Below are 16,543 nucleotides of genomic sequence, written 5' to 3'. Positions count from 1 at the left end.
GCGGCGTACCCTCCGACCGCGGGAAGAACTCGTACCACGACCCGAACAACGCCCGCTCCCGCTCCACCAACAGCGCCAACCCCTCCGACGACGACACCAACTCACGCAACGGATGACGAGCCAGAACCCCATCCACCTCCGGCGTCAACGCCGCCGCCAGACGGGAGGCCGCCGGTCGGCCGGTGTCGCGCAGGGCGTCGACCGCGGCGAGGAGCGCTTCCCGCAGGTCCTCGCTCTTCGGCACGCCCTCGGCCGCGCGCTCGTACAGCCGCGCGCCCTCCTCCAGGACCAGCTCGGTGTCGATCCCGGCCGGGATCTTGATCCGCGCATGGTGACGCCAGGTGGTGACCGGATCGCCCCACGCCTCCACGGCATAGGTCCAGCGACCCTCGCTCGGTACGGAGACGGTGGCGCCCCAGCGGTCCGTGCCGGGGGCGAGTTCGCGCATCGGCGTCCAGGGGCCCGGGCGGCCCTCCGGGTCGAGCAGCACGACGTTGGCCGCGACGGCCTCATGGCCCTCGCGGAAGACCGTGGCGGAGATCTCGAACTCCTCGCCCACCACCGCCTTGGCGGGGCGTCGGCCCTGGTGGACGAGGGGCCGTACGTCGAGGACGGGAATGCGTCCGAGGGTGGGTCCGGCGCCCGGTGCCGGATGGGGACTCGGGCCCGCGGAGGGTGTCCGCGGGACGGGGGGACCGGCGTCGGCCTTCCGCGATGGAGTTGCGCCGGTGCCGGGTGCCGGGGGTGCCGGCGAGTGGTGTGTCGGGGGCATGACCGCTCCTGTCCGCGTCGAACTGGGTGGGCGGATGGGGGTGTCGGAAGGTGGGCCAGCGGGGTTACCGGAGGAGCCTTCCCACCCTGTGCGGGTGAGCATTCCGGCACTTTGTTAACTACTCGCGCGTATGTCTACGTTGAAGACCGGCCGCTTCCGGACGACCGAAACGGGACCGGCCCCGCCCGCTTGGGGCGAGGCCGGCAAGGGTACGTGTGCCCGGTTAACGGGGAATCAAGGGCTGGCGACCTGCAGCAGCTTGTTCGGCGAGCCGAGCCCGGCTCCCATGACCCTCCCCGAGGCCGCCCGCCGCACGAGCGCCTGGCTCACCTGTGCCGGGGTGGCCCCGGGATGGGTGGCGAGATAGAGCGCGGCCGCGCCCGTGACGTGCGGTGTCGCCATCGACGTACCGGAGAGCGTGGCCTTCGCGGTGTCGCTCGCGTACGAGTCGGAGGTGATCGACACGCCGGGGGCGAACAGGTCCAGGCTCGACCCCCAGTTGGAGAAGCCCGCCCGGGCGTCCCGCTGGTCGGTGGCGCCGACCGTGATGGCCTGGGGGACACGGGCCGGGGAGTACAGCCCGGCCGGGAGTCCGTCGTTGCCGGCGGCGACCGCGTAGGTGACGCCGGACGCTATGGAGTTGCGCACGGCCGCGTCCAGCTGGGCGTTCGCGTAGCCGCCCAGACTCAGGTTGGCCACCGCGGGCTTCCTCGCGTGCCTGGTCACCCAGTCGATGCCCGCGATGACCTGCGCGGTCGTGCCGGAGCCGTCGTTGTCCAGGACGCGTACGGAGACGACCTTCGCCTGCTTGGCCACGCCGTAGGCGGTGCCCGCGACGGTTCCGGCCACATGGGTGCCGTGTCCGTTGCCGTCGGAGGCGGTCCTGTCGTTGTCGACGAAGTCCCAGCCGTAGCTCGCCCGGCCACCGAAGTCGTCGTGCGAGATGCGGATGCCGGTGTCGATGACGTACGCCGTCACGCCCGCGCCGCCCGTTTCGGGCCAGGTGTAGCCCTTGTCGAGCGGCAGGTTCGGCTGGTCGATGCGGTCCAGCCCCCACGAGGGCGGGTTCTTCTGGAAGTGGTCCAGTGCGACCCTGGTGTCCTGGACGACCGAGGCCACACGGGAGTCCGCCGCCATACGCCGGGCCTGCCGCTGGTCGACCTTCACCGCGTACCCGTTGAGCGCCGACCCATAGGCGTGGCTGATTCTCGCCCCGTACTTCTCGGCGATGCCCTTGCCGGCGGCCGACGGGGCCTCGGTTCCCCCCTTGAGCGTCACGATGTAGCTTCCGGTGACGGCGCCGGGGGCTCCGGCGCCGAGGATCGTCCCTTCCGGTGCGGCCTGTGCGGGCTGGGCGGTGGCCGAGAGTGCCGCTACCGTGGCGACCGCGGTAAGGCAGCCCGCCCAGCGTGGACGCGTGTTTCCCATCCGTGCCATGACGTGAGTTCCCCTCCTCAACTCGGCGTACAGGGGCAGGACTTCCGTCAAGCGCGGGCTTGCCGTCGGACCCTGACGCCAGTGGGCAGCCTCTCGTGCGGCGTGAACTGCCACAAGGTCGCCCAGGAGGGCGGAATCGGCCATACCGTCCGTGTTCGGCATGTAAAGGTTGCGTTGTATTTCGGACGGCCCCTGACGGGTCACGAGGGGGCAGGTGCCGGCCCGGTCCAGAGTTCGTCTCGGGCCCGGTCCAGGCAGAACCAGCCCGTCCGGCCCTTGGGGACAAGGTTCGCTCGGGCCGGAGCGGCGCTCCGGGGGCGGCAGCCCCCCTGGGCCCATGGGAACCCGGGTGCGTACAAACCCGGCGGTAAGCGAAACGCGCCGTCGCCGCGCGGCGTACCGTCGTGGATGACATGCCGCGTACGTCCTCCGTGAAGGTGGAATTCGTGAAGGCCATCCGCAGGTTCACCGTACGTCCCGCCCTCCCCGAAGCCCTTCACCCGCTGAGCGACCTGGCGCGCAATCTGCGCTGGTCGTGGCATGCGGAGACCCGTGACCTCTTCCAGACCGTCGATCCCGAGCGATGGGCCGCCGTGGACGGCGACCCGGTGCGGCTGCTGGGGAGCGTGCCGCCCGCCCGGCTGGCGGAGCTGGCCGAGGACCGCCGCTTCCTGCGCCGCCTCACCGCGGCCGCCGACGACCTGAACGACTATGTGAGCGGTGACCGCTGGTACCAGTCCCGCTCGTCCGACCTCCCGGCCGCCATCGCCTACTTCTCGCCCGAGTTCGGTATCACCGCCGCGCTGCCCCAGTACTCCGGCGGCCTCGGCATCCTCGCCGGAGACCATCTGAAGGCGGCCAGCGACCTCGGCGTCCCGCTGATCGGCGTGGGCCTGCTGTACCGGCACGGCTACTTCCGGCAGACCCTGTCGAGGGACGGCTGGCAGCAGGAGCACTATCCGGTCCTCGACCCGAACGAGCTGCCGCTGGTGCCCCTGCGGGAGCCGGACGGCACCCCCGCCCAGGTCTCCCTGGGGCTGCCCGGCGGCCGCCGGCTCCGGGCCCACATCTGGCTCGCCCAGGTGGGCCGGGTACCGCTGCTGATGCTCGACTCCGACGTGGAGGACAACGACCTGGGCGAACGGGGTGTGACCGACCGGCTCTACGGCGGCGGCAGCGAGCACCGGCTGCTCCAGGAGATGCTGCTCGGCATCGGCGGGGTGCGCGCCGTGCGCACGTACTGCCGGCTGACCGGGCACGCCGAGCCCGAGGTGTTCCACACCAACGAGGGGCACGCGGGCCTCCTCGGCCTGGAGCGGATCGCCGAACTGTGCGATGCCGGCCTCGACTTCGACTCCGCGCTGGAGGCGGTGCGGGCCGGTACGGTCTTCACCACCCACACGCCCGTCCCGGCCGGCATCGACCGCTTCGACCGGGAACTGGTGGCCCGCCACTTCGGCCCGGACGCCGAGCTTCCGCGGATCGAGGTGGAACGAATCCTGCGGCTCGGGATGGAGACCTACCCGGGCGGCGAACCGAACCTCTTCAACATGGCGGTGATGGGGCTCAGGCTCGGCCAGCGCGCCAACGGAGTGTCCCTGCTGCACGGCAACGTCAGCCGGGAGATGTTCTCCGGTCTGTGGCCGGGCTTCGACCCCGACGAGGTGCCGATCACCTCCGTGACGAACGGGGTGCACGCGCCGACCTGGGTGGCACCGGAGGTGTTCCGGCTGGGGGCGCGGCAGCTCGGCGCGGAGCGCACCGAGGATGTGATGACGGTCGGTGGTCCGGAGCGCTGGGACGCCATCGCGGAGATCGCCGACCAGGAGATCTGGGATCTGCGCCGGGTGCTGCGCGAGCAACTGGTGCTCGAGGTGCGCGAGCGGCTGTACGCGTCCTGGCGGCAGCGGGGCGCCGGGACGGCCGAACTGGGCTGGATCGACGGGGCGTTGGACCCCGACGTCCTGACGATCGGCTTCGCCCGGCGCGTGCCCTCGTACAAACGTCTGACGCTGATGCTGCGCGACCGGGACCGGCTGATGGAGCTGCTGCTGCATCCCGAGCACCCGGTCCAGATCGTCGTGGCCGGCAAGGCCCACCCCGCGGACGACGGCGGCAAGCGCCTGATCCAGGAGCTGGTCCGGTTCGCGGACGACCCGCGGGTGCGCCACCGCATCGTCTTCCTGCCGGACTACGGCATGGCGATGGCGCAGAAGCTCTACCCGGGCTGCGACGTGTGGCTGAACAACCCGCTGCGCCCGCTGGAGGCCTGCGGAACGAGCGGCATGAAGGCGGCGCTCAACGGCTGTCTCAACCTGTCGGTCCTGGACGGCTGGTGGGACGAGTGGTTCCAGCCCGACTTCGGCTGGGCGATCCCCACCGCGGACGGCGCGGGGACCGACGAGGACCGGCGCGACGACCTGGAGGCGGCGGCGCTGTACGACCTGCTGGAACGGCGGGTGGCGCCCCGCTTCTACGAGCGGGGCCAGGGCGGACTGCCGGACCGCTGGATCGAGATGGTCCGCCGGACCCTCACGCATCTGGGACCCAAGGTGCTGGCCGGGCGGATGGTCCGGGAGTACGTGGAGCGCCTGTACACCCCGGCGGCCCATGCGCACCGGGCGATGACGCCGGAGGCGGCACGGGAGCTGGCGGGCTGGAAGGCGCGGGTGCGGGCGGCCTGGCCGGCCGTCACGGTCGACCACGTCGAGACGTCGGCCGCGACGGCGACGGCGGAGCTGGGCGCGACACTCTCGCTGCGGGTCCGGGTCGGCCTTGGTGATCTGGCCCCCGACGACGTGGAGGTCCAGGTGGTGTCGGGGCGCGTCGACACGGAGGACCGCATCGCGGACGCGACGGCGACCGCGCTGAAACCGGCGGGTGGGCCGGATCAGGAGGGCCGCTGGGTCTACGAGGGCCCGCTGTCCCTGGACCGCACCGGGCCGTTCGGCTACACGGTCCGTATCCTTCCCGCCCACCGCCTGCTCGCGTCGAGCGCGGAGGTGGGGCTGGTGGCGGTTCCGTCGGAGGAACTGGCCGAGGCGGCCGGGGTACTGATGCGCTGACGCCTCGGGCGCGTACCGCACCCCCGGGCAGGGCGGGCGATCCCTGCCCGTCCTGCCCGGCGAACGAGCGGGACCTCGGCGGTCACAGCTCCTCCTCCGCGGCGCACAGCTTCCGCAGGACCGCGCCGCAGCGGCGTGCGTACGCGTGCTGCAGTCCCCGCGCCGCCGGGCCGCCCGCCCTCGTGTACCACTTGGCCGGACGGCTGAAGGCGGTGATCGTCAGCCAGACCGTTCCGTCGCCCGTGCGGTTGATGACGAAGGCCTCCTCGCCGCACTCCGGGTGGCCGGGCAGTGTGCCGTACGCCCAGCCGGTGCTCCGTGATTCCTCCAGCGTCCACACGACGCGGCACGGGGCCTTGAGCACGCCGCCGAGGGTGACGGTGACGTCCGCGCCCTCCGTCGCCCGTTCGGCGTCCGTCGTGATGCCAAGGCCCACGGCCCGGTGCATTTCCCAGGAGAACAGGGCCCGGGACGCCCGCCGGAACACCTCCTCGCCCTCGCCGATCCGGGTGCGAACGTGCAGTGGGTGGAAGCCCTCGGGGCAGTGGCCGGCCTTGCGGGTCGCGCCGACATCCTCGTACGTGAAGTCCGCCAGAGACATAAGACCCCAGCGTAGGGCGGCCCCCGGCGTCGCCTTCACGCCGGGGGCCGCCGCGCCGTCACCCGCGCACTAGCTCACGTTGACCGCGGACCAGGCCGCCGCCACCGCGTTGTACTCGGTGCTGCCGGAGCCGTAGAGAGCGGCCGCCGCCGAGAGGGTGCCCGTACGGGCCGACTTGTAGTTGGTGGTCGACGTGAAGTACGTGGTCAGCGCCTTGTACCAGATCTGCAGCGCCTTGGCGCGGCCGATGCCGGTGACCGTGGAGCCGTTGGAGGTCGGGGAGTCGTAGGTGACCCCGTTGATGGTCTTGGAACCACTGCCCTCCGAGAGGAGGTAGAAGAAGTGGTTCGCCACACCCGACGAGTAGTGCACGTCGAGGTTGCCCACGCCGGAGGACCAGTAGTCGGCGGAGCCGCCGTCCTTGCTGGGCTTGTCCAGGTAGCGCAGCGGGGTGCCGTCACCGTTGATGTTGATCTTCTCGCCGATGAGGTAGTCGCCCGGGTCGGACGGGTTGTTGGCGTAGAACTCGACGCCGGTGCCGAAGATGTCGGAGGTGGCCTCGTTCAGGCCGCCCGACTCGCCGGAGTAGTTCAGACCGGCCGTGTTCGAGGTGACGCCGTGGCTCATCTCGTGGCCGGCCACGTCCAGCGAGGTCAGGGGGTGGGTGTTGCCCGTTCCGTCGCCGTACGTCATGCAGAAGCAGCTGTCGTCCCAGAAGGCGTTCACGTAGGCGTTGCCGTAGTGCACCCGGGAGTAGGCCGCCTTGCCGTCGTTCTTGATGCCGCTGCGGCCGAAGGTGTTCTTGTAGAAGTCCCAGGTCTCCTGCGCGCCGTACGCGGCGTCGACGGCCGCGGTCTGGTCGGTGGTCGAGCTGGAGGCCGTCCCGGTGCCCCAGATGTCGTCCGCGTCGGTGAACAGCGTGCCCGCGGAGGAGCTGGTGCCGTGGGCCTTGTTGTACGTCTTGTGGCCGCCGCGCGTGGTGTCGTACAGCTGGTAGGACGAGCCCGACAGGGTGGTGTTGAGGCTGACCGTGCCCGAGTACAGGCTCTTGCCGGTGCCGGTCTCGATGCCCTGGTACTCGTACAGCTTCTTGCCGGTGGCGGCGTCGGTGATGACGTGCAGCTGGTTCGGGGTGCCGTCGTCCTGCAGTCCGCCGACGACCGTCTCGTACGCGAGGACCGGCTTGCCGGCGCCCGCCCAGATGACCTTGCGGGGCGAGCTGTCGGCCGCGGTCTTGTTCGAGCCCGCCGACTGCGCCGCCGTCACGGCCTGCTTCTCGGCCTTCGTGGCGGTGATCTGCGGCTTGAGGGAGGCCACCTTGATGGCCGCGTCGGTCGCTCTGGTCACGCCCTCGGTCCTGCCGGACTTCGACTCGTGGACCACCAGGTCGCCGCCGAGGACCGGGAGACCGGCGTACGTGCGCTCGTAGCGCGTGTGGACGGTGCCGTCGGCGTCCCTCACGACGTCCTTGACGACGAGCTGCTCCTTGACGCCGAGGCCTATCTTGCGGGCCGTCTCGGGCGCGGAGGTCTGGGCCTCCTTGAAGAGGGAGGTGCGCGCGGCCGCGGACAGGGCGACGGGGGCGGCGGCGAGCGGCTTGGCCGCGGCGACGGGCGAGGCCACGGTCTGGGCGGAGGCACCGGTGGTCAGACCGGTGGTGAGCAGGGCTCCGGCCGCGACGGCGGTGGCGATGGCCAGAGTGGTGCGCTTGTGACGCGCGTAGAGGGGAGTCACGCAAGCTCCTTCTGTGGGGGCGGCCGTACGACGTGGGGTGGCCGTACGGACGGTGTGAAGTTGCGGTGCGGGTGAGCCGTGCGGTGGAAGAGTGACATCAAGGTCGCGTACATGTCAGGAGGGTGAAGCGACCTTGGCCGAAAATCGATCTCCAGGTGAAGGGAGTTGGACGGAATCCGGACGCCGGTCTCCGTCGCGTGCCAACAAGGCAAGATTCAGGGTGGGGTAAAGAGATGCCGTTCCGGAGGGGCGGCCCCCGGAACGGCACCCTGTCTCGACGCGCCGTGAGGCGCGTTCATCCACGGTCTACGGGAATGTCAGCTTCCATCCATTGATCGTGCCGACGTCCTGGGCCGCCTGGTCCTGGACCCTCAACTGCCAGGTGCCGTTGGCGGTTTCGGAGGAGGCGTTGACCGTGTAGGTGTCGGTCACGTTGTCCGCGGAGTCGGACGAGCTGAAGTTCTTCAGCCGGTAGGCGGTGCCCGACGGGCCGATCAGGTCGATCACCAGGTCGCCACGCCAGGTGTGCGTGATGTTCGGGGTGACCTGGAGGTTGCTCGGCGCGTTGCCGGTGCGGCCCGTGACGGTGATCGACGAGGTCACCGCCGGCCCGTTGTCCGGAATCGACACCTTGGTCGTGCTCTCGTACGATGTCCCGCCGCCCGTGCCGCCGCCGGAGCGCGCCCCGACCGCGACCGCCGCCCACGCGTCCTGCACCGCCTTGTACTCGGCGCCCGAGGTGCCGTACAGCTCACCCGCCGCCGCCAGCGTCCCGGTGCGGGCCGCCGCGTAGTTGGTGGTCGAGGTGAACTTCGTGGTGAGCGCCCGGTACCAGATCTGCAGTGCCTTGTCGCGGCCGATTCCGGTGACCGGAAGACCGTCCGCCGTGGGCGAGTCGTAGCTCACGCCGTTGATGACCTTGGCGCCGCTGCCCTCGCTCAGCAGGTAGAAGAAGTGGTTCGCGGGCCCCGACGAGTAGTGGACGTCGATCGACCCGATCCCCGAGTACCAGCTGTCCTTGGACGAGCCGTCCTTGCTGGGCTTGTCCAGGTAGCGCAGCGGGGTGCCGTCACCGTTGATGTTGATCTTCTCACCGATGAGGTAGTCGCCCGGGTCGGACGGGTTGTTGGCGTAGAACTCGACGCCGGTGCCGAAGATGTCGGAGGTGGCCTCGTTCAGGCCGCCCGACTCGCCGGAGTAGTTCAGACCGGCCGTGTTCGAGGTGACGCCGTGGCTCATCTCGTGGCCGGCCACGTCCAGCGAGGTCAGGGGAGCGGCATTGCCGGATCCGTCGCCGTACGTCATGCAGAAGCAGCTGTCGTCCCAGAAGGCGTTCACGTAGGCGTTGCCGTAGTGGACCCGGGAGTAGGCCGCCTTGCCGTCGTTCTTGATGCCGCTGCGGCCGAAGGTGTTCTTGTAGAAGTCCCAGGTCTCCTGCGCGCCGTAGTGCGCGTCGGCCCCCGCGGTCGCTGCGTTCGACGAGGTGCCGTTGCCCCAGGTGTCGTTCGTCTGCGAGAACAGCGTGCCCGTGCCGGAGGAGCCGTGGTTGAGGTTGTACGTCTTGTGTCCGCCGCGTGAGCCGTCGTTCAGCGTGAACGTCGACCCCGACTGCGTGCTGGTCAGCGTGACCTGGCCGCTGTACTGGGTGTTGCCGATGCCGTTCCTGATGCCCTGGTAGCGGAAGAGCTCCTTGCCGGTGGCGGCGTCGGTGACGAGGTGCAGTTCGTCCGGGGTGCCGTCGTCCTGCAGCCCGCCGACCACCGTCTCGTACGCCAGGACCGGCTTGCCGCTCGCCGCCCAGATCACCTTGCGGGGTGCGCCGTCGGCGCCCGTCTTCGTCGAGCCCGCAGCTCTGGCGGCGGACACCGCCTGCTTCTCCGCCGTCGAGGCGGCGACCCGGGGCGTGAGCGAGGCGACCTGGATGGTGGCCCGCGTGGCCTTGACGACCCGCTCGGTCGTCCCGGACTTCGCCGTGTCGACGACCAGGTCGCCACCGAGGACCGGGAGGCCGGCGTACGTGCGCTCGTAGCGGGTGTGCAGCGTGCCGTCGGCGTCCTTGACGACGTCACGGACGACCAGCTTCTCCTGCGTGCCCAGCCCGATCGCGCGGGCCGTGCCCGCCTTCGCCGCGTCGGCGTCGCGCAGCAGTTCGGCGCGCTGCGAGGGGGAGAGCTTCAGGGCCGCGTGGGCGGGGTTGATCTTCCCGGGGGCCGGCTCGGCCGGGGCGGCACTCGCGGCGCCCGACTGGACGGCGGCGGCCAGCAGGGCGCAGACGCCGACGAGGGCGACGGCCGCGGCGCGAGGGGAGGGGGTGTGGGAGGTGCGTCTGCGAGAGGAACTGCTTCTCAACACTGACTCCTTCTGCATGGCCGCGGGGTCACGCGGCCAGGGGAGACCGGGCGGAAGTGGGCCGTCCGGGCAGAGCAGGGTCGAACGCGGAACCAGGTGCGTGAAGGTAACGGCCACGGCACGGCAGAGGTCTTGTGGGGTTGCTGTGAGGGGGCCGTGGGAAGCGTCGCAGAGACTCGCCAGGATTGTCAGGAGCGCATCAAGAATTTGGCCGGAAATCGTCCGTTGCCCGGATGGTCATGTTCGCTATACGGAGCGTTCACCAGGAGTGGGTACCGGACCTGGCGCCCGGCCGCGACTCCACGTGACTCAGAGGCGGCCCTCCGGGTTCGCTTCCGGCTGTCGCCCCCACCCGGGGTACTGGGCGACCTTCACCAGGTGCAGGTCCCCGATCTCCGTTCGTTCACGCCAGACTCTCCCGCCAGGCCCGATGCAGGTCCGCGAAACGGCCCGTGCCCGCGATCAGTTCGGCCGGGCTGCCGTCCTCGACGATGCGGCCGTCCTCCATGACCAGGACCCGGTCCGCGATCTCCACGGTGGACAGCCGGTGGGCGATCACGACCGCCGTACGCCCCCGCAGCACCGTCACCATCGCGCGCTGCACGGCTCGTTCGCCGGGGATGTCCAGGGAGCTGGTCGCCTCGTCGAGGATGAGCACCGCCGGATCGGCGAGCAACGCGCGTGCGAACGCCACGAGCTGGCGCTGTCCGGCCGAGATGCGGCCGCCGCGCTTGCGTACGTCGGTGTCGTAGCCCTCGGGCAGCGCGCTGATGAAGTCGTGCGCGCCGATCGCCTTCGCCGCCCGCTCGATCTCCTCGCGGCTCGCGTCCGGACGCCCGATCGCGATGTTCTCGGCGACCGTGCCGGAGAACAGGAACGCCTCCTGCGTCACCATCACCACCCCGCGCCGCAGTTCGCGCAGCGCCAGGGCCCTCAGGTCCACGCCGTCGAGCAGGACCCGCCCGTCGGAGGGGTCGTAGAAGCGGGCCAGCAGCTTCGCGAGCGTCGACTTGCCGGCGCCGGTCGCGCCGACCACCGCCACCGTCTGCCCGGCCGGCAGCGTCAGTGAGAACCGCGGCAACACCTCGCCGCCCGTCCGGTAGGCGAACCGGACGTCCTCGAACACGACCTCGCGGCCCGGGTGCTCACCCTCCCGTGCCGGAAACCGCGTCGGCGACGACGGCTCGGGCACCGACGGCGTCTGCGCCAGCAGTCCCGCGATCTTCTCCAGCGAGGCGGCCGCCGACTGATAGGCGTTGAGGAACATCCCGAGCCGGTCGATGGGGTCGTACAGGCGCCGGAGGTAGAGGACCGCGGCCGCCAGCACACCCAGCGCCAGCGAGCCCTCCGCCACCCGGTACGCGCCCCACAGCACGATCGCGGCCACCGCCGTGTTGGCCACCAGCCGGGAGCCGGTGACATAGCGGGCCATCTCCAGCAGCGCGTCGCCGTTGGTGCGCGCGTGCCGCTCGTTCAGGACGCGGAAGTCGGCGTCATTGGTCTCCTCGCGACGGAACGCGCGCACCGGCCGGATCCCGTTCATCGTCTCCGCGAACTTCACGATGACCGCGGCGATCGCGGTCGACCGACGGCGGAAGATCCGGCCCGCCCGGCGCCGGTAGAGCCGGACCAGCCAGTACAGCGGCAGGAGGGACGCCACCGCCACCGAGCCCAGGCCGAGGTCCAGCCACAGGAGCATCATCGAGATGTAGACGAACGACAGGATGACCGTGACCAGTTCCTGCAGGCCCTCGCTGAGCAGTTCGCGCAGTGACTCGACGTCCGTCGTGGAGCGGGAGATCAGCCGACCCGAGGTGTAGCGCTCGTGGAAGTCGATGCTCAGCGCCTGCGCGTGGTGGAAGATCCGGCCACGCAGATCGAGCAGCACGTCCTGGTTGACGCGGGCGGAGACGACGATGAACGCGTACTGGAGCCCGCCCGCGGCCGCGGCGGAGAGGAGGTACGCGACCGCCACCGCGATCAGCGGGCCGTGGTCGCCGTGCCGGAAGGCGGGGACGGCGCGGTCGATGGCGTACGCCACCAGCAGCGGGCCCACCTGCACAGCGGCCTGCTGGAGCAGGAGCAGCACACAGGTCAGGACGGTCCGGGCGCGCAGCGGTGCGAGCAGCGAGCGCAACAGCGTGGCCGTGGCGCCCGGCGGGGTGGGGAGGGTGTCGCGGTCGAAGGCGTCCTCGGAGGCGCCGGGCGGCGAGGCGGACCGGTCGCCGGCCGCCTCCTCGCTGTTCTCGCCGTAGGGCGCGGTCGATCGCGGTCTCCCCGGCTCGAACGAAGTCGAGAGCTTGGGGCCGGGCGCGGTCATCGGGCCTCCTCGCTGTCCTCGGCGTCCCCGGACATCAGATCGGCGTACTCGGCGTCCTCGGCGTCCCCGGCGTCTCCGGACATCAGATGGGCGTACTCGGCGTTCGTGTGCAGCAGTTCCTGGTGGGTGCCGACGGCGGCGATACGGCCGCCGGAGAGCAGGGCGACGCGGTCGGCGAGGAGGACGGTGGACGGGCGGTGTGCCACCACGAGGGCGGTCGTCCCGTCCAGCACCCGGCGCAGGGCGGCCTCGACCGCGGCCTCCGTGTGCACGTCCAGGGCGGAGAGGGGGTCGTCGAGGACGAGGAAGCGGGGGCTGCCGACGACCGCGCGGGCAAGTGCGAGACGCTGGCGCTGGCCGCCGGAGAGACTGAGGCCCTGCTCGCCGACCTGGGTCCGTGTGCCCTGGGGGAGTGCGTGGGCGAAGTCGGCCTGGGCGATGGCGAGGGCGCGCTCCAGTTCCTGCTCGCCCGCGGTGGCCGGGGCGCCCATGAGAACGTTGTCGCCGACCGTGGTGGAGAAGAGGGTGGGCTCCTCGAACGCGACGGCCACATGGGAACGCAGCTCTTCGCGCGACATGGCCCTGACGTCCACGCCGTCCAGCGTGATGCGTCCCGAAGTCACCTCGTACAGCCGGGGGATGAGCGCCGTGAGCGTGGTCTTGCCGCTGCCGGTGGCGCCCACGAGTGCCATGGTCTCGCCGGGGCGGATGTGGAGGTCGATGCGGTCGAGGACGGGCGGGGAGCCGGACGGGGCGTCGGGGTACCGGAAGCGGACGCCGTGGAAGCGGAGGCCGCCGTCCTTGGACTCCGTGGGCCGGTGCCGCGAAGCTGCAGGCCGTGCCCGTCCGTCGGGCCTGTCCACAGCCGACTCGGGCTGCTCGTCCATCACCTCGAAGTACCGCTCCGTGGCCGTCGCCGCCTCCTGACTCATCGCCAGCAGGAAGCCGATCGAGTCCACCGGCCAGCGCAGCGCCAGCGCCGTGGACAGGAACGCCACCAGAGTCCCGGCGGACAGGTGACCATCCGCCACCTGAACCGTCCCCAGCACCAGCGCCGCCCCGATCGCCAGCTCCGGCAGCGTCACGATGACCGCCCAGATCGACGCCAGCAGCCGCGCCTTCGCCAGTTCCGTCCCGCGCAGTGTCTCCGACAGCTCCCGGAACGCCCGTGCCTGGCTGCGGTGTCGTCCGAACCCCTTGATGATCCGGATACCGAGCACGCTCTCCTCGACCACGGTCGTCAGATCGCCCACCTGGTCCTGCGCCCGTCGCGTGATCCGCGCGTACCGTCGCTCGAACACGGCGCACATGACCATCACCGGGATGCCGGGCCCCAGGATGACCAGTCCCAGCGTCCAGTCCTGGAGCAGCATGATGATCACGCCGACCAGGATGGTCACGCCGTTGACCAGCAGGAAGGTCAGGGGGAAGGCGAGGAACAGACGCACCAGCATCAGATCCGTCGTGCCGCGGGACAACAGCTGCCCCGATGCCCAGCGGTCGTGGAAGGCGACCGGAAGCCGCTGCAGATGCCGGTACAGATCCGCTCGCATGTCCGCCTCGACGCGGGACAGGGGCCGTGCCACCAGCCAGCGCCGTATCCCGAACAGCACCGCCTCGGCGATCCCGAGCAGCAGGAGATACAGCGCGCCGAGCCAGACGCCGGCCGGGTCCCGGTCCGCCACCGGCCCGTCCACCAGCCACTTCAGGACGAGCGGGATCACCAGGCCGACGCACGACGCGACGGCCGCGACGAACGCGGCGGTGAACAGCCGCAGCCGCACCGGGCGCACATACGGCCAAAGACGCAGCAGAGTGCGGACGGCGGAGCGGTCCTCGGGGACTTCAGATGGTGTGGGCATCACGGCGAGCCTACGGATCGGCACTGACAGTGCCCACCGAGTTTTGGCCGGACCGGGATCCGCCGCTGGTCCTACGACCTGCGTGTCAGAGCTACCGAATGGGCGTCGGCCGTACCGCCTCAGTCCACCACCCGCAGCAGCAGCACCGCCCGAGCCGGTACCGTCACCGTCGCGCCCGCCCGGTGCACCGTCCCCGGCGGGAGCGACTGCTCCTCGCGGGAGGTGTCCACGATCAGCTCGTACCGCCGCGCCCACGGCGGCCCCGGCAGCTCGAAACCCGCCGGGCGGTCCCCGGCGTGGAAGACCGCGAGGAAGCTGTCGTCCACCACCGGTGCGCCCCGCGAGTCCCGTCCCGGTATGTCGCGGCCGGAGAGGTACATGCCCAGGGTCGCCGCCGGTGCGTACCAGTCGCGTTCCGTCATCTCCGCCCCGCGCGCCGTGAACCACGCGAGGTCCCTGAGGCCGTCCGCGGAGTGGGCCCTGCCGGAGAAGAAGGCGCGGCGGCGCAGCACCGGGTGGCGGTGGCGCAGCTCGATCAGACGGGAGGTCAGGTCGAACAGGGCCCGCCAGCCCGGGTCCTTTCTGAGGCTCCAGTCCACCCAGCCGATCTCGTTGTCCTGGCAGTACGCGTTGTTGTTCCCGCGCTGGGTGCGGCCCATCTCGTCGCCCGCCACCAGCATCGGCACGCCCGTCGACAGCAGCAGCGTCGTCAGCAGGTTCCGCAACTGCCGTCGCCTGAGAGCCCGCACGCGCTCGTCGTCCGTCTCGCCCTCCGCGCCGCAGTTCCAGGAGCGGTTGTCGTCGGAGCCGTCGCGGTTGCCCTCGCCGTTCGCCTCGTTGTGCTTGCGCTCGTACGACACCAGATCGCGCAGCGTGAAGCCGTCGTGCGCCGTCACGAAGTTGACGGAGGCGTACGGGCGGCGGCCACCCCACGCGTACAGGTCGCTCGAACCCGACAGCCGGTACCCCAGATCGCGGACGTCCGGCAGCGCGCCCCGCCAGAAGTCCCGTACGGCATTGCGGTAACGGTCGTTCCACTCCGTCCACAGCGGGGGGAACGCCCCGACCTGGTAGCCGCCCGAGCCGACGTCCCAAGGCTCAGCGATCAGCTTCACCCGGCGCAGCACCGGGTCCTGGGCGATCACCGCCAGGAACGGGGACAGCATGTCGACGTCGTGCATCGACCTCGCCAGCGCCGCGGCCAGGTCGAAGCGGAAGCCGTCCACGCCCATCTCCGTCACCCAGTAGCGCAGGGAGTCGGTGATCAGACGCAGCACGTGCGGCTGCACCACGTGCAGGGTGTTGCCGCAGCCCGTGTAGTCCGCGTACCGGCGCGCGTCCGACTGCAGACGGTAGTAGCCGCGGTTGTCGATCCCCTTCAGCGACAGCATCGGGCCCAGCTCGTCCGCCTCCGCCGTGTGGTTGTAGACCACGTCGAGGATGACCTCGATCCCGGCCGCGTGCAGCGCCCGAACCATCCGCTTGAACTCGCCGACCTGCTGGCCCCTCGTGCCGGAGGACGCGTAGGCCGCGTGCGGGGCGAAGTAGCCGATCGAGTTGTAGCCCCAGTAGTTCCGCAGGCCCTTCCCGAGCAGGTGGCCCTCGTGGGCGAACTGGTGCACCGGCAGCAGCTCCACCGCCGTCACGCCGAGCTTCACCAGGTGCTCGACGGCCGCCGGGTGCGCAAGTCCCGCGTACGTACCGCGCAGTTCCCGGGGGATGTCCGGGTGCAGCCGGGTGAAGCCGCGGATGTGCAGCTCGTAGATCACCGAGTCCGCCCACGGCGTCTTCGGGCGGTGGTCGTCCGCCCAGTCGTCGTCATCGTGCACGACCACGCCCTTGGGGACGTACGGCGCCGAGTCCCGCTCGTCGCGGACGGTGTCCGCGACGTGCTGCTGCGGCCAGTCCCGCACATGCCCGTACACCTCCGGCGGCAGGCCGAAGTCGCCGTCCACCGCGCGCGCGTACGGGTCCAGGAGCAGCTTCGCCGGGTTCCAGCGCGCGCCCGTCCACGGGTCCCAGCGTCCGTGCACCCGGAAGCCGTACCGCTGCCCGGGCATCACGCCCGGCACGAATCCGTGCCATATCTCGTGCGTCAGTTCGGTGAGCCTGACGCGGGTCTCGTGGCTGTCGGCGCCCCGCCCGTCGAACAGACACAGCTCGACCGCCTCCGCACCGCCCGCCCACAACGCGAAGTTGGTGCCCACGACCCCGTCGGGGCCCGCGTGGAAGCGCGCCCCGAGCGGTGTGGGGGCGCCAGGCCACACGGGCACCGGCGGCACCGGGCGTCGCCTGCCGTTCAGCACGGCGCCCGGGCGCACGGACGACCGTCCCTCGTCCGCCCGCTCCTCCTGCACTGCCTCCTGCTCGGCTGCGCTCGACACGTTTCGGCCTCCCGCGGCT

The 16,543-nt window shown here is 71.1% G+C and carries 9 protein-coding genes; 1 reads left to right on the top strand and 8 read right to left on the bottom strand.

Annotation, left to right across the window (positions count from 1 at the left end; translation table 11 throughout):
• Both ASC56_RS24255 and ASC56_RS24250 read right to left on the bottom strand, forming a co-directional pair.
• A partial coding sequence (locus tag ASC56_RS24255) for a maltotransferase domain-containing protein (protein WP_159039692.1) occupies positions 1 to 772 on the bottom strand: 772 nt, incomplete at its 3' end.
• A gap of 234 nt (positions 773 to 1,006) precedes the next feature.
• A complete protein-coding gene (locus tag ASC56_RS24250) occupies positions 1,007 to 2,200 on the bottom strand; it encodes a S8 family peptidase (RefSeq protein WP_371330267.1) in 1,194 nt (397 codons plus the stop codon).
• Between the two features lie 455 nt (positions 2,201 to 2,655).
• Here ASC56_RS24250 and ASC56_RS24245 point away from each other — a divergent pair, with 455 nt between their 5' ends.
• Complete coding sequence (locus ASC56_RS24245; RefSeq protein ID WP_055493653.1) at positions 2,656 to 5,274, top strand: glycosyltransferase family 1 protein; 2,619 nt, start codon at positions 2,656 to 2,658, stop codon at positions 5,272 to 5,274.
• A gap of 82 nt (positions 5,275 to 5,356) precedes the next feature.
• Here ASC56_RS24245 and ASC56_RS24240 read toward each other — a convergent pair whose 3' ends face one another.
• The 6 genes from ASC56_RS24240 to glgX all read right to left on the bottom strand — a co-directional run bounded on the left by ASC56_RS24240 (position 5,357) and on the right by glgX (position 16,524).
• Positions 5,357 to 5,875 carry a DUF1990 family protein gene (locus tag ASC56_RS24240; RefSeq protein WP_055493626.1) on the bottom strand — a complete coding sequence of 173 codons (519 nt, stop codon included), beginning with the start codon at positions 5,873 to 5,875 and terminating at the stop codon, positions 5,357 to 5,359.
• 69 nt (positions 5,876 to 5,944) lie between these two features.
• Positions 5,945 to 7,609, bottom strand: a complete 1,665-nt coding sequence (locus ASC56_RS24235) for a M4 family metallopeptidase (RefSeq protein WP_055493625.1) — start codon at positions 7,607 to 7,609, stop codon at positions 5,945 to 5,947.
• A 306-nt stretch (positions 7,610 to 7,915) separates the two neighbouring features.
• Positions 7,916 to 9,958 carry a M4 family metallopeptidase gene (locus ASC56_RS24230; protein WP_055493624.1) on the bottom strand — a complete coding sequence of 681 codons (2,043 nt, stop codon included), beginning with the start codon at positions 9,956 to 9,958 and terminating at the stop codon, positions 7,916 to 7,918.
• A gap of 403 nt (positions 9,959 to 10,361) precedes the next feature.
• Positions 10,362 to 12,278 (bottom strand): ABC transporter ATP-binding protein, encoded by a 1,917-nt coding sequence (locus ASC56_RS24225; RefSeq protein ID WP_055493623.1) that lies wholly within the window; start codon positions 12,276 to 12,278, stop codon positions 10,362 to 10,364.
• On the bottom strand, positions 12,275 to 14,140 hold the full coding sequence (locus ASC56_RS24220; RefSeq protein ID WP_055493652.1) for an ABC transporter ATP-binding protein: 1,866 nt from the start codon (positions 14,138 to 14,140) through the stop codon (positions 12,275 to 12,277). Before ASC56_RS24220 ends, ASC56_RS24225 begins: the two co-directional genes overlap by 4 nt.
• 119 nt (positions 14,141 to 14,259) lie before the next feature.
• Positions 14,260 to 16,524 (bottom strand): glycogen debranching protein GlgX, encoded by a 2,265-nt coding sequence (glgX, locus tag ASC56_RS24215; protein ID WP_055493622.1) that lies wholly within the window; start codon positions 16,522 to 16,524, stop codon positions 14,260 to 14,262.
• Between the last annotated feature and the right edge of the window lie 19 nt (positions 16,525 to 16,543).

It is taken from the genome of Streptomyces sp. TP-A0356 (assembly GCF_001417775.1).
Lineage (GTDB): Bacteria > Actinomycetota > Actinomycetes > Streptomycetales > Streptomycetaceae > Streptomyces.
This window is presented reverse-complemented; position numbering and strand designations above follow the sequence as displayed.